We start from the raw sequence: 13,189 nt of genomic DNA, 5'->3' as shown, positions 1-13,189 counted from the left end.
CATAAATATGCATGACTATGCATATGGCCGCGCATGACGATCAGGACTGCCATTTTCGGAGCCTCGGGATTCGTGGGCGGCGAGTTGCTCCGGCTGTGTGCCGGCCATGCCGAGCTCGCCCCCGTGCGTCTGTTCGGCGACAGCCAGGCCGGCGCCGCGCTCGAGGACGTGCACCCCCATCTCGCACTGGCTTATCCGGGCGCGCGCTTCGAACGCTACGAGGAGAGTGCGCTCGACGGGATCGACCTCGTCTTCGCCGCGCTTCCGCATGGCCAATCGCAGGCGCTCGCCGCCACGATCCTCGGCCGCGGCATCGCGTTCGTCGATCTCGGCGCCGATTTCCGGCTGCGCGATCCGAAGGTCTACGAGCAATGGTATGGCGAGGCGCATGCGGCGCCCGAACTGCTCGACCGCTTCGTCTACGGCATTCCCGAGCTGCATCGCGACGCCATCCGCGGCGCCCGCGCGGTCGCGGCCGCGGGCTGCTATCCGACTGCGACCATCCTGGCGCTGAAGCCGCTGATCGACGCCGGTTTGGTCGATCCGGCGAGCATCGTGGTCGACGCCACCTCGGGAGTCAGCGGCGCCGGCAAGGGGCTGAAAGAAAACACCCACTTCAACACCGTCTCCGAATCGCTCTCGGCCTATGGCCTGGTCTCGCACCGCCACACTGCCGAGATGGAGACGAGCCTTGGCGCCAGGGTCCTGTTCACGCCCCATCTCGCGCCGATGAACCGCGGCATCCTCGCCACCTGCTACGGCATTGCGACGGGGCCGATGGCTGCCGACACACCGCTCGAGGCGTTGCGCGCGGCCTATGCGCAGGAGCCGTTCGTCCACGTTACCGACCGGCCGCCCGCAACCAAATGGACGCTCGGATCCAATGCGGTGCAGGTCACAGCGCGTTACGACGCGCGGACCGGCCGGGTGCTGGCCATTTCGGCGCTCGACAATCTGGTGAAGGGCGCTGCCGGCCAGATGATCCAGTGCGCCAATCTCATGCTCGGCTTCGAGGAGAAGCAGGGCCTTTCTGTCTGTGGAGTTTATCCGTGAGCGTTACCGCTGCCGAAGGTTTTGTCGCGTCCGGCCTGCATGCCGGCGTCAAGCGCCGCCGCTACGACATGGCGCTGGTCGCGACCGACGACCGCCAGCCGGTGACGGCGGTCGCGGTCTTGACCCAGAACAAGTTCTTCGCGCCGCCCGTGGGGGTGTCGCGCCAGCGGCTCGCCGACAATGGAGGCCGCGCGGCGGCGATCATCGTCAATTCGGGTAACGCCAATGCCGGCACCGGGCCGCAGGGATATGCCGATGCCGAGGCGATGTGCGCGGCGACGGCCGAGGCGCTCGGCATAAAGGCGCAGGACGTCCTGGTCTGCTCGACGGGCATCATCGGCACGCCGCTGCCGATGGACAAGATCCTGGAGGCCACCCCCAAGCTCGCCAAGAAGCTGTCGGTCGACGGTTCGGAGGACGCCGCCAAGGGCATCCTCACCACCGATCATGCTCCCAAGGAGGCGGTGGTGAAGGGATCGACCTTCACATTGGGCGGCATGGCCAAGGGCTGCGGCATGATCGCGCCTAACATGGCGACGATGCTGGCCTTCCTCACCACCGACGCCGACGTGTCGCGCGACGAGATGCAGCAGGTCCTGCGCGATGCCGCCAACCGCACGTTCAACACCCTTAATGTCGACGGCGCGACCTCAACCAACGACACCGTCATCCTGCTCGCCAACGGCCGCCGCGGAAAGCCGGACATGGCCGAGTTCGCGGATGCCGTTCACAAGGTCTGCGAGGATCTAACGCTGCAGATGGCGCGCGATGCCGAGGGCATGACCAAGATGGTGACGCTCCGCGTGACCGGCGCCGCCAGCGACGCAGAGGCGCGCATCGCCGCCAAGAACATCGCCGAGAACAATCTCGTCAAATGCTCGTGGTACGGCTCCGATCCCTATTGGGGCCGGCTCCTTGCCGCCGCGGGATCGGCTGGCGTCGCCTTCGATCCGGACAAGGTGACGGTTGCCTATGGCGGCATCGTCGTGTCGCGCGCTGGCACGCATGCCGACCACGACGCCGACGCGGTGGCGGCGCACATGAAGAACGAGCAGATCGACATCGAGGTCGCGCTCAATCTCGGCACCGGCGCTGCGCAGGTGATCGGCATCGATCTCGGCCCCGGCTACATCAAAGAGAACAGCAAGACGTCATGACCAGCCCCACCAAGCCTCCGTTCCCCGGCGAAAGCCGGGGCCCAGCTTCCGGGTCCGAACCGGAACCAGGCTTCCGCCGGGGAGCAGGTGCCGCCCTGGGGCCATCCGAAACGGCGTCGATCCTCGTCCAGGCGCTGCCCTACATCCGCCGTTTCGCGGGCAAGTCCGTGGTCGTGAAGCTCGGCGGGGCGGCGATCGACAAGGAACTAGATCGCGCGCTTGCGCAGGACGTGCTGCTGCTGCGCAGCGTCGGCGTGCGCTGCGTCCTCGTCCATGGCGGCGGCCCGCAGGTCAACGCCGTGATGGAGCGGATGGGGAAGCAGCCCGAATTCCGCGACGGCCTCCGCGTCACCGACGCCGAGACGCTCGACATCGTCCGCATGGTGCTGGTCGGCAAGGTCAACCGCGATCTCGTGGCCACGATCAACGGCGAGGCCGGCGAGGAGCCGGTCGCGGTCGGCGTGTCGGGCGAGGATGCCGGATTCCTCGTCACCACCCCGCGCGATCCCGCGCTCGGCTTCGTCGGCGATGTCACCCAGGTGCGCGCCGGCCTGATCCACCAATTGCTCGACGACGGGCTGACGCCGGTCGTCTCGACGATCGGCGCCGATGCTTCGGGCCAGCCCTATAACGTCAACGCCGACGACGCCGCCCGCGCGATCGCCGCGGCGATGGGCGCCGAGAAGATCATCTATCTGACCGCCGCGCCCGGGCTGCTGGAGGACGTGAACGATGAAACGAGCCTCGTTCCCCGGCTGACGGTTGCCGAACTGCGCGCGCGCATCGAACATGAGAGCGTCAGCCGCGGCATGATCCCCAAGCTGCGCGCTTGTGCCGAGGCGGTCGAAGGCGGTGTCGGCACTGCCCACATCATCGACGGCCGCGTGCAGCATGCCTTGCTCGTCGAATTGCTGACCGATCAGGGCATCGGCACCATGATCAAGAAGGAAGCGGACTGGTGAGCGACCTCCTGACGATACGGGACCTCGATCCCCAGGCGCTGCGCGACATCCTCGCGCTCTCGGCGCAGCCCGAATGCGGACGGCCGCTGGCGGGCAAGGGCGTCGCCATGGTCTTCCAGAAGCCGAGCGCGCGCACCCGCAACTCGATGGAGATGGCGGTCGTCCAACTGGGCGGGCATCCGGTCTACATCCAGAAGGACGAGGTCGGCCTTGGCACGCGGGAGACGGCCGAGGACGTCGCCAACACGCTCGCCTGCTACCATGGGCTGATCGCCGGCCGGGTCATGGACCATGAGGTGCTCGAGCAGATGGCGGCTGCAGTCGAGACGCCGGTCCTCAACATGCTCTCGGACAGCGACCATCCGCTGCAGGCGCTGGCCGACCTGCTGACGGTCCAGCAATTGCTGGGCACGCTCGACGGCGCGCGCATCGCCTATATCGGCGACGCCAACAATGTCGCGCGGTCGCTGGCCGAGGCTTGCGCCAAGCTCGGGGTCGAACTGCGCATCGCCAGCCCGGACGGCTACGGTTTCCCCGACGCGGAGCTCGCTTCCTATGGCGGCGCCGTCACGCACACGGCCGACCCCGCCGAAGCCGTGCGCGGCGCCCAGTTCGTCTACACCGACGTCTGGGTGTCGATGGGCCAGGACGACGAGGCCGCGGCGCGGCAGAAGGCGCTGGCCCCCTATCAAGTCAACGAGACGCTGATGGGGCAGGCCGACGAGGCCTGGTTCCTCCATTGCCTGCCGGCGCGGCGGGGCGAGGAAGTGACCGACGGCGTGATCGACGGCGCCCGCAGCGCCGTGTGGCGACAGGCGACCAACCGCATGCACACGGCGCGCGGCGCCATGGCCTGGATGATGGGAGTGCGGCCGTGACCGACGCGCGTGCTCGCCGCCAGAAGACGATCGCGGAGATTCTCCGCTCGGGCACGGTGGCGAGCCAGGAGGAAGTGACCGACAAGCTCGCATCGCTCGGCTTCGCCGTCACCCAGGCGACGGTATCGCGCGATCTCGATCAACTGGGCGCGGTCAAGGTGAAGCGCGGCGGCGTGCTCACTTATGCACTTCCCGACCAGATCGGCGACAGCGACTGGGCGGCGTCGCGCCTCCAGCGCATCCTTTCGGAATGGGTGCAGTCGGTCGAGACGGCGGGTAACCTCATCGTATTGAAGACGCCGCCGGGCTCGGCCCATCTGGTCGCGCTCGCCATCGACCAGTCCAACCTGCCCGAGATCGCCGGCACGATTTCGGGCGACGATACGCTCTTCCTTGCCGTGCGGGACGGGGTGGCGGCGGACGCCGTCTCCGATCGCTTCCGCGCGCTCTCCAATGCTTTGTATCAGGAGTAAGAATGACCCAGGCGCCCAAGAAGGTGGTGCTCGCTTATTCGGGCGGGCTCGACACCTCGATCATCTTGAAATGGCTGCAGACCGAATATGGCGCGGAGGTGGTGACCTTCACCGCCGATCTTGGCCAGGGCGAGGAGGTCGAGCCGGCGCGGCGCAAGGCCGAACTGCTCGGCATCAAGCCCGAGAACATCTTCATCGACGATCTGCGCGAGGAATTCGTGCGCGACTTCGTCTTCCCGATGTTCCGCGCCAACACCGTCTATGAAGGGCAATATCTGCTCGGCACCTCGATCGCGCGGCCGCTGATCGCCAAGCGCCAGATCGAGATCGCGCACCAGGTCGGCGCCGATGCGGTCTGCCATGGCGCCACCGGCAAGGGCAACGACCAGGTCCGCTTCGAGCTCGGCTATTATGCGCTCGAGCCCGACATCCGCGTGATCGCGCCATGGCGCGAATGGGATTTCGCCAGCCGCGAGCAGCTGATCACCTTCGCCGAGCAGCACCAGATCCCGATCGCGAAGGACAAGAAGGGCGAGAGCCCGTTCTCGGTCGACGCCAACCTGCTCCACTCGTCATCCGAGGGGAAAGTGCTCGAGGATCCGGCCGTGGAAGCGCCCGAATATGTCCACCAGCGCACCATCTCGCCCGAGGACGCGCCGGACAAGCCGACCGTGATCGAGATCGAATTCGAGCGTGGCGACCCGGTCGCGATCGACGGCCAGCGCCTTTCGCCCGCAATCCTGCTCGCGCAGCTGAACCAGCTCGGCCACGACAACGGCATCGGCCGGCTCGACCTGGTCGAGAACCGCTTCGTCGGCATGAAGTCGCGCGGCGTCTACGAGACGCCCGGCGGCACGATCCTGCTCGCCGCCCACCGCGGCATCGAATCGATCACGCTCGATGGCGGCGCCATGCATCTCAAGGACGAGATCATGCCGCGTTACGCCAAGCTCATCTATAACGGCTTCTGGTTCAGCCCCGAGCGCGAGATGCTGCAGGCGCTGATCGACAAGAGCCAGGAGCATGTCAGCGGCAAGGTCCGAGTCAAGCTCTACAAGGGCAATGTCACCGTCATCGGCCGCGAGAGCCCGCTTTCGCTTTACGACCAAGACCTCGTCACCTTCGAGGAAGGAACCGGCGGCTACGACCAGCGCGACGCGGCCGGCTTCATCCGCTTGAATGCGCTGCGGCTGCGCATCGCCGCCAAGCGGGATCGCCGCGGCTAGACAATCTCCGGCGTGATAGTAGGCGGGTCGGCGTGAACAACGCTCGACCCGCCACCGTCGCCCAAGCCGTCCGGGCGGTGCTGCTCGCCGCCCAGCCCTATGACAAGGTGCGCGCCGCGCGCTGGACGGCGCGGGCGTGGCGGCGGGGCGATCTCGCCTTCGCCTTCGACGTAACGATGCCCGATCGCCCGGCGCGGCCCGACCGGCCGGAACTGCTGCCGGCCTCGTGCATGCCCAAAAGAGGGAAGGGCGGCTCCGAGAAAAACCGCGTCGCCATGCTGCACGCGCTCGCCCATATCGAATTCGGCGCGATCGATCTCGCATTCGACGTCGTCGGCCGCTTCGGCGCGGACTTCCCGCGTGATTTCGTCGACGACTGGATCGGCGTCGGCGCCGACGAGGCGATGCACTTCGCCTTGCTCGATCGGCGGTTGCGGACGCTCGGCTCATGCTACGGGGATCATCCCGCCCACGACGGTCTGTGGGAAGCGGCCGCCAGTACGGCCGAGGACGCGCTCGCCCGGCTGGCGGTGGTGCCGATGGTGCTGGAGGCGCGCGGACTGGACGTCACGCCCGCGACGGTCGAGCGTTTCGAGGCGGCCGGCGACACGCGGTCCGCGGGGATTATCAACCGCATCTACAATGACGAAATCCGGCATGTCGCGGCCGGAACGAGATGGTTCAAATCAGCCGCCGAATCCCGCGGATTTGAGCCGGTCGAGCGGTTTCACTGGTTAATAAAAACCTACTTCCGGGGCCTTCTGAAGCCTCCGTTCAACGACTCGGCGCGGGAGGCAGCCGGTCTATCCCGCGATTTCTACGCAGGGGTTGCGGTGGAAAGAGATGTTTAACAGTCTGCAATCACACGTCACGGGGTGGGCAACTTCCTGACGATAAACGCCGGGGCTGACAGAGCCTCTAGGACTTTTTTGGTCGCGTGTGTGCGTGGCCGTGGCAGCCCGTTTTCAGGCTGACCGGGGATTGTGATGACGATTTTGGTTCAAGCTAAGAATGTTTCGGGGGCTCTAAAGTTCCGCAGCGTTTTCAAAATGCGCGACATTTTCGTTCATGACGGTCGTCAGTTGCGCCGCGTGAGCGTGCCGGCCCGGCTTCAGGTCGCCGGCACCGTCGCGCTCTTCGCGCTGCTCGCCTGGTCGGTCTTCGCCACCGTCCAGTTCCTCACCGTAGCGTCCAGCGACGCCGAGATCGCGCGCACTGCCGAGATCGAGCGGATGGAGCAGCAGGTCGAGGCGATGCAGGCCGACGTGCACGCGATCAAGGTCGCCGCCGACAAGCGCCTCGAGCTGACCGAAGCGGAAGTCCGCAAGCTCGGCCTCGATCCGGCGCGCTTCACCGGCACCGGCGGTCCGTTCGAGGCGGTCGAGCCGCTCAAGGCGGGCGATTCCAAGTTCAAGCAGCTCTTCACAAGCTGGAAGAAGCTCGACCAGGTCGAGCAGGGCACGATCGCCATTCCCTCGACCCAACCGGTCAAGGGCAGCAACTTCACCTCCGGCTACGGCGTCCGTTCGGACCCCTTCCGCGGCCGCGCCGCGATGCACGCCGGGATCGATCTCGCCGGTCCGCTCGGCACGCCGATCTACGCCACTGCCGACGCCGTAGTCGGCCGCTCCGAATGGGCCAACGGCTACGGCAATTTGATCGAGCTCAACCACGGCCGCGGCATCCAGACTCGCTACGGCCATCTCTCCAAGTCGCTGGTCAAGGCGGGTCAGCACGTGAAGCGCGGCGACATGATCGCGCTGATGGGTTCGACCGGCCGTTCGACCGGCAGCCACCTCCACTACGAAGTCCGCGTCGACGGCAAGGCGGTCAACCCGATCCCCTACATGCAGGGCAGCGACATCCTGCTCGCCGCGCAGCGCCGCGCCGCCACCGCCATGGGCGGACCGGTCGGCGGTTCGAAATAAGCCTCCGCGAGAGCGGGGCATGAAAAGGCCCGCCGGTCCCAGGGGATCGGCGGGCTTTTTCTTGTCCGTCGCGCCGGCGGAGGGCGGGGCCGGAAGGCTTGGTGCGATCTCGTCCTGAGATCCCGGCCTGCGCCGGGACGACGTGGAGGCACGAAGCCTGACCGTCGCCCCGGCGGAGGCCAGGCCTCGGGAAAGCCGGGTGCGATCTTGTTCCGAGATCCCGGCCTGCGCCGGGATGACCTGATTCCCGCGCAGCGCGGGATCAGGTCACTTGCCGCGCTTCTTGCGGTGCGTGTCGAGGTCGAGGACGCTGTTGGGCTCGCCCTCCGGCAGCAGGCCGAGGCGGCGCGCGACTTCCTGATAGGCTTCGGCCTCGCCGCCGAGATCGCGGCGGAAGCGGTCTTTGTCGAGCTTCTCGTTGGAGGTCATGTCCCACAGGCGGCAGCCGTCGGGGCTGATCTCGTCGGCGAGGATGATCCGGCTGAAGTCGTTTTCCCAGATCCGGCCGAACTCGAGCTTGAAGTCGACGAGGCGGATGCCGATCGCCGCGAACAGGCCGGCCATGAAGTCGTTCACGCGCACCGCCATGTCGGCGATATCGTTCATCTCCTCCTGGCTCGCCCAGCCGAAGCAGGCGATATGCTCGTCCGCGATCATCGGATCGCCGAGCGCGTCGTCCTTGTAATAATATTCGATAATCGTGCGCGGCAGCTGGGTGCCTTCCTCGATGCCGAGGCGCTTCGAGATCGATCCGGCCGCGACGTTGCGCACCACCACCTCGATCGGCACGATCTCGCACTGGCGAATCAGCTGCTCACGCATGTTGAGGCGGCGAATGAAGTGGGTCGGGATTCCGATCTGGCCGAGCAAAGTGAAGATATGCTCGGAGATACGGTTGTTGAGCACGCCCTTGCCGGAAATCGTGCCCTTCTTCTGCGCGTTGAAGGCCGTCGCGTCGTCCTTGAAATACTGGATCAAAGTGCCGGGTTCGGGACCCTCGTAGAGGATCTTGGCCTTACCTTCGTAAATCTGGCGGCGACGGGACATGAGGGTTGCTCCCCGGAGGGTGAAAAGAACAAGCCCCGGGGACGCGTGGCTTTGGACGCGCGCCGAGGCGGATGGCCGAGCCTATAGTGGATGCGCCCCCACGGCGCAATCACGTGACCTTGCTGCGCACCGCGTAGCGGGGATCGCGCCAGCGCCCGCTTCCGAGGATGGCGGCGAAGCGCTCGACCGCCTCCCAGATGTCCTCATAGCCCAGATAGAGCGGCGTGAGGCCGAACCGCACCACGTCCGGCGCGCGGAAGTCGCCGATCACCTCATCTTCGATCAGCGCCTGGCACAACTCGAAGGCATGCGGGTGGCGATAGGAGATGTGGCTGCCGCGAAGCGCCGGGTCGCGTGGCGTGATGCATTCGAGGCCGTGGCCTGCGCAACGCTGGTCGATCAACTCGGCGAAGAGGTCGAACAAGACGACCGACTTGGCCCAGAGCGCGTCCATGCTCGTGCCTTCGAAAGCCTCGATCCCGCTTTCTAGCGCGAGCAGGCTCAGCATCGGGGGCGTGCCGGCCAGGAAGCGCGAGATGCCGGGGGCCGGGACATAATCGTCGGTGAAGGCGAAGGGCGTGGCGTGGCCCATCCAGCCGCGCAGCAGCGGCACCAGCCGCTCCTGCAGATGCTCGGCGACATAGAGGAAGGCGGGAGCGCCGGGGCCCCCGTTCAGATATTTGTAGCCGCAGCCCACCGCGAGCTCGGCGCCGTCGCGGTTGAGGTTGAGCGGCACCGCGCCGACGCTGTGGCTGAGGTCCCACAAGGTGAGCGCACCCGCCGCCTTCGCCCGGGCCGTCACCTCGGCCATGTCGAAGCGGTAGCCGGCCTTGTAATGGACGTGCGTCAGGAGGAGCAGGTTGGTGTCGGCTCCGAGCGCGGCCGGGATGTCGGCGCGGTCGACCGTGTCGAGCCGCATGCCAAGCAGTTCCGCCGCGCCGCTGGCGACGTGGAGGTCGGTGTGGAAATTGCCCGGCTCCGACAGCAGCACTGGCCGATCGGGCGAAAGCCGTGCCGCGGCGGTGATCAGCTTGAACAGGTTCACCGTCACCGAATCGGCGACGATCACCTCGTGCGGCTTGGCGCCGATCAGCGGAGCGATCTTGGCGCCGATACGCTGCGGCGCGTCGATCCACTGGTGCGTGTTCCAGCTGCGGATGAGGTCGGTGCCCCATTCGCCCTCGACGATCGCGCGCTGCCGGGCAACGGCCGCCTTTGGAAGCATGCCCAGCGAATTGCCGTCGAGGTAGATGAGCCCGTCGGGAATGACGAAGCGGTTGCGGAGCGCGCGCAGCGGATCGGCGGCGTCGAGCGCCCGCACCTGGTCCCGCGTGAGGGTCATCGGCCGAGCGCCCGTTCGATCGCCGCGGCCGCGGTCGCCCACGCCTTCGTCTCGGGCGCGATCAGCTCCACATGGCCCGTTTCGTCGATCATCCTCACCTCCACATCGTCGCCGGCGGCGCGCATCGGGGTGGCATAGCCTTCCGCATAAGAGGGCGGAATGATCTTGTCCTGCAGGCCGTTGATCAGCAGCTGGCGGACGCCGAGCGGAGCAAGGCGCGGCACGCTCGTGTCGGAGAGGCTGCCGCCGGTTAGCCGCGCGATGACCTCGGTCCCGCAGCCGCTGCCGGGCGGGCACGCGGCCTCTTCAAGGTCCGGCAATCCGCCCAGGCTGACGACAGTGCGGATGGGCAGGGGATCTGCCGTGCGGAGCGGGCTGTCCTGCGGCAGGCGAGGCCGCCCCGCGAGCCACAATGCCAGATGACCGCCGGCCGAATGGCCCACGGCGACGAGGTCGGCGACAGCGAGATTGTAATGCGAGGCGTGTTCCCGCAGCGCGTCGGCCGCGGCGGCGGCGTCGAGGAAGGTGCCGGGATAGCCGCCGCCATCGCGGTCGACGCCGCGATAGTCGATGTTCCACACGGCGATGCCGCGCCGGCGCAGGTCGTCGGCGATCCAGTCCATGATGCGGCGGTCGGCGATCTTGGTCTGCCAGCAACCGCCATGGACCATCAGCGCGACGGGGTGGGGGCCGTCGCCCCCGGGCAGCCACAGGTCGACGACCTGCATCGAATCCGCGCCGTAGCGAATCTCGGCGTCGGGCTCCGGCCGGGGCCTTTCGAGCAGGTCCGGCCAGGCCATCAAAGTGCTAGATTGCGTCACGGACCATGAGCTAGCGCCTGGGCCGGTCGGAGAGCAAGCGGATCGACGGCGTCGATCCGGTCCGTTTTTGTCGCAACTGGGGGCACGCATGCCCGCCGGACCGGAGAGGTGCGGCGGCGGGTCATGCGTGCCGTCCGGTCCTGCGGCGGGTGGGCATGGCCGCGGCCCGGAAAGAGGAACTGGGATCAGCAGTCGACGCAGGCGTCGTCCCGTCTCTCCCATGGCGCCGCGAACTCGATCGCGACGATGCGTTCGAAGACGACGTGGACCTTGGCAAGCAGGTCGGTCATGGCGGCGGTGAATTGCGGGCCATAATCGGCCCAGAGGCGCGTGTTGAAATCCTCGTGCATTTTATCGTCCTTCCCTAGTCCTGATGTCGCTCCTTCTTCGGGGGCAAGAGAGAAATGGCGTATCGGCAAGATGAACGCCAACTAAACGCTCGACACAGTTGATAAGCAGGGCTTATCATTTTCAGGATGCGTCACATCCCGCCTCTGACCGCTGTCCGGGTGTTCGAAGCCGCCGCCCGGCACGAGAATTTCACCGCTGCCGCGGGCGAACTCGGCATGACGCAGGCGGCGGTCAGCTACCAGATCAAGCTGCTTGAGGAGCGGCTCGGCTTGCCCTTGTTCGTGCGCGACAAGCGCCGGGTGACATTGAGCGACGCGGGCCGCCGGATCGCGCCGCTTGTCTCGGGCGCGTTCGACAGCCTGTCCGACGCCTTTGCGACCTTGGTGGCCGACGATCAGAGCGTGCTCAACATCAGCACGACCCAGACCTTCGCCAGCAACTGGATCGCGCCGCGCTTCGGCCTGTTCCACATCGCCCATCCCGAACTGGCGGTGCGGCTGGAGACGGAGACGCGTATGGTCGACTTCAGCCGCGACGCGGCGGACGTCGCGATCCGTAGCGGCACCGGGCCGTGGCCGGGGCTGAGGCATCATTTCCTGTTCCGGCTGCACGTCACGCCGATGTGCAGCCCGGATTTCCTAGAACGGCATCCCTTGGCGAACCCCGCCGATCTGTTCGCGGTGCCGCGGCTCAGCCCTGGCGACGTGTGGTGGAAATTGTGGTTCGCGGCGGCCGGCCTCGCCGATCAGGAGCCGCTCGCGCGGGGCATCAGGCTCGATTCCCAGGCCGCGGAAGGCAATGCGGCGATGGCCGGTCACGGCGTCGGCATGCTCAGTCCCCTGATGTGGCAGAATGAACTGGCGTCGGGCCGGTTGGTGACGCCGTTCGGCCTCACCGTCCTCGAGGGGCCGAGCTATTGGCTGGTCTACCCCGAGCACAAGCGCAACCAGCCCAAGATCCGCATGTTCCGCGACTGGCTGCTGGCCCAGGTCGCCGCGCAGGCGGAACTCGGCCCGCCCGAAGTCTATCGGGAGCCGGCGCCGGCCTGAGCGGTCAGCTTTCCACGGACCCGCCGGCTTGCGGTTCGGGCCCCGCCGCACGTCGCGACCCGAATTTCGGCGCAAGCCGCCTCACCAGCCACCAGAGCAGGAGCAGGAGGACTCCCCAAGGGAGCAGCGTGGCGAGGGCGACGAACAGGAACGCGGCCCCGCCGATCAAATTGTCGCCTGCCGCCTCAAGCGCCTGGCGCATAGGCGAGTGCGTGTCGAAGCCCGGGACCAGATCGCCCGAACCATATTGGAAGACCATCGGCGTCGTCGCGAGCGATTCCCTTTGCTCGTCGCGGGCGTCGCGGTTGGCGCGGATCGTCTGGCGCAACTGCTGCGCCTCGGCTTGGAGACGGTCGCGCTCGGCAGCGGCCAGCCCGGCGCGGGCAAGCTGCGCCTCGATCCGTTCGAGATCGTCGCTGAGCTGTGCCTCGCTGCGATTGGCCGCGGCGATGGCCGCGCCGGCATCGTCGCCGGAAATTTCGCTGTCGATCAGCATGCCTTCGTTGTTCGCGACGGTTTCGATTCCCGCCTTACCGAACTGGCGGGCAATGGCCGGGTCGAGCTTGAAGGCGAGCATCGCCTCGATGTCGCGCTCGTTGACCAGACGATAGCGCATGCCCGCAATGCGACATCGGGAGAGGCCTAGCTTCTCGCATGCCTGGGCGTGCTGCTCCTGCACGCTTGCGATCTTCTGGCCGGGCAGACGGAAGGCGTAGCGGTAATTGAACGCGATGCCGGGCGCTGTCGTGGGCGCGATTGCGGGTCCTGAGCCGGGAGCAGCGGGCGGTTCCTCGGCCACGTCATACGATGTCGTTTCGCGAGCAGGTTCCTGCTGGCGGTCCGCGCCGCCGCAAGCCGAAACCAGCAGGAGTGCGACAAGAGAAACGGATTTGCGCATGAAC

The 13,189-nt window shown here is 67.0% G+C and carries 14 protein-coding genes; 9 read left to right on the top strand and 5 right to left on the bottom strand.

What is annotated here, in order from left to right; all coding sequences use genetic code 11:
• The first annotated feature begins 33 nt into the window (after window positions 1-33).
• From argC to SH591_RS05565, 8 genes are all read left to right on the top strand, one after another.
• Window positions 34-1,053: an N-acetyl-gamma-glutamyl-phosphate reductase gene (argC, locus tag SH591_RS05600; protein ID WP_324750884.1), complete on the top strand. Its 1,020-nt coding sequence runs from the start codon at window positions 34-36 to the stop codon at window positions 1,051-1,053.
• Window positions 1,050-2,210 carry a bifunctional glutamate N-acetyltransferase/amino-acid acetyltransferase ArgJ gene (argJ, locus tag SH591_RS05595; RefSeq protein WP_324750883.1) on the top strand — a complete coding sequence of 387 codons (1,161 nt, stop codon included), beginning with the start codon at window positions 1,050-1,052 and terminating at the stop codon, window positions 2,208-2,210. The genes argC and argJ overlap by 4 nt, the downstream gene beginning before the upstream one ends.
• Window positions 2,207-3,172, top strand: a complete 966-nt coding sequence (argB, locus tag SH591_RS05590; RefSeq protein ID WP_324750882.1) for an acetylglutamate kinase — start codon at window positions 2,207-2,209, stop codon at window positions 3,170-3,172. Before argJ ends, argB begins: the two co-directional genes overlap by 4 nt.
• A complete protein-coding gene (gene argF / locus SH591_RS05585) occupies window positions 3,169-4,050 on the top strand; it encodes an ornithine carbamoyltransferase (RefSeq protein WP_324750881.1) in 882 nt (293 codons plus the stop codon). The genes argB and argF overlap by 4 nt, the downstream gene beginning before the upstream one ends.
• Window positions 4,047-4,523 (top strand): arginine repressor, encoded by a 477-nt coding sequence (gene argR, locus SH591_RS05580; RefSeq protein WP_324750880.1) that lies wholly within the window; start codon window positions 4,047-4,049, stop codon window positions 4,521-4,523. Before argF ends, argR begins: the two co-directional genes overlap by 4 nt.
• A gap of 2 nt (window positions 4,524-4,525) precedes the next feature.
• Window positions 4,526-5,749, top strand: a complete 1,224-nt coding sequence (locus SH591_RS05575; protein ID WP_324750879.1) for an argininosuccinate synthase — start codon at window positions 4,526-4,528, stop codon at window positions 5,747-5,749.
• Between the two features lie 32 nt (window positions 5,750-5,781).
• On the top strand, window positions 5,782-6,600 hold the full coding sequence (locus tag SH591_RS05570; RefSeq protein WP_324750878.1) for a ferritin-like domain-containing protein: 819 nt from the start codon (window positions 5,782-5,784) through the stop codon (window positions 6,598-6,600).
• 198 nt (window positions 6,601-6,798) lie between these two features.
• On the top strand, window positions 6,799-7,677 hold the full coding sequence (locus SH591_RS05565) for a M23 family metallopeptidase (protein ID WP_324750877.1): 879 nt from the start codon (window positions 6,799-6,801) through the stop codon (window positions 7,675-7,677).
• Window positions 7,678-7,944: 267 nt separating this feature from the next.
• Here SH591_RS05565 and purC read toward each other — a convergent pair whose 3' ends face one another.
• From purC to SH591_RS05545, 4 genes are all read right to left on the bottom strand, one after another.
• Entirely contained in the window at window positions 7,945-8,724 is a 780-nt protein-coding gene (gene purC / locus SH591_RS05560) for a phosphoribosylaminoimidazolesuccinocarboxamide synthase (RefSeq protein ID WP_322831938.1), read from the bottom strand.
• A gap of 109 nt (window positions 8,725-8,833) precedes the next feature.
• Complete coding sequence (gene kynU, locus SH591_RS05555) at window positions 8,834-10,066, bottom strand: kynureninase (RefSeq protein WP_324750876.1); 1,233 nt, start codon at window positions 10,064-10,066, stop codon at window positions 8,834-8,836.
• The gene (locus SH591_RS05550; RefSeq protein ID WP_324750875.1) at window positions 10,063-10,887 is read right to left on the bottom strand and encodes an alpha/beta hydrolase; all 825 of its coding nucleotides are present in this window, start codon (window positions 10,885-10,887) and stop codon (window positions 10,063-10,065) included. Before SH591_RS05550 ends, kynU begins: the two co-directional genes overlap by 4 nt.
• A 185-nt stretch (window positions 10,888-11,072) precedes the next feature.
• The gene (locus SH591_RS05545; RefSeq protein WP_324750874.1) at window positions 11,073-11,237 is read right to left on the bottom strand and encodes a hypothetical protein; all 165 of its coding nucleotides are present in this window, start codon (window positions 11,235-11,237) and stop codon (window positions 11,073-11,075) included.
• A gap of 126 nt (window positions 11,238-11,363) precedes the next feature.
• Here SH591_RS05545 and gcvA point away from each other — a divergent pair, with 126 nt between their 5' ends.
• The gene (gene gcvA / locus SH591_RS05540) at window positions 11,364-12,287 is read left to right on the top strand and encodes a transcriptional regulator GcvA (RefSeq protein WP_324750873.1); all 924 of its coding nucleotides are present in this window, start codon (window positions 11,364-11,366) and stop codon (window positions 12,285-12,287) included.
• Between the two features lie 4 nt (window positions 12,288-12,291).
• Here gcvA and SH591_RS05535 read toward each other — a convergent pair whose 3' ends face one another.
• The gene (locus SH591_RS05535) at window positions 12,292-13,086 is read right to left on the bottom strand and encodes a hypothetical protein (protein ID WP_324750872.1); all 795 of its coding nucleotides are present in this window, start codon (window positions 13,084-13,086) and stop codon (window positions 12,292-12,294) included.
• Window positions 13,087-13,189: the final 103 nt, after the last annotated feature.

This window comes from Sphingomonas sp. LY54 (assembly GCF_035594035.1).
Classification (GTDB): domain Bacteria; phylum Pseudomonadota; class Alphaproteobacteria; order Sphingomonadales; family Sphingomonadaceae; genus Allosphingosinicella.
This window is presented reverse-complemented; position numbering and strand designations above follow the sequence as displayed.

Bases quoted from the DNA above. Each gene is read 5' to 3' on its own strand.
- SH591_RS05565 (WP_324750877.1), top strand. From the start codon at position 6,799: ATGCGCGACATTTTCGTTCATGACGGTCGTCAGTTGCGCCGCGTGAGC.
- argC (WP_324750884.1), top strand. From the start codon at position 34: ATGACGATCAGGACTGCCATTTTCGGAGCCTCGGGATTCGTGGGCGGC.
- gcvA (WP_324750873.1), top strand. From the start codon at position 11,364: ATGCGTCACATCCCGCCTCTGACCGCTGTCCGGGTGTTCGAAGCCGCC.
- SH591_RS05575 (WP_324750879.1), top strand. From the start codon at position 4,526: ATGACCCAGGCGCCCAAGAAGGTGGTGCTCGCTTATTCGGGCGGGCTC.
- kynU (WP_324750876.1), bottom strand. From the start codon at position 10,066: ATGACCCTCACGCGGGACCAGGTGCGGGCGCTCGACGCCGCCGATCCG.
- SH591_RS05545 (WP_324750874.1), bottom strand. From the start codon at position 11,237: ATGCACGAGGATTTCAACACGCGCCTCTGGGCCGATTATGGCCCGCAA.
- purC (WP_322831938.1), bottom strand. From the start codon at position 8,724: ATGTCCCGTCGCCGCCAGATTTACGAAGGTAAGGCCAAGATCCTCTAC.
- argB (WP_324750882.1), top strand. From the start codon at position 2,207: ATGACCAGCCCCACCAAGCCTCCGTTCCCCGGCGAAAGCCGGGGCCCA.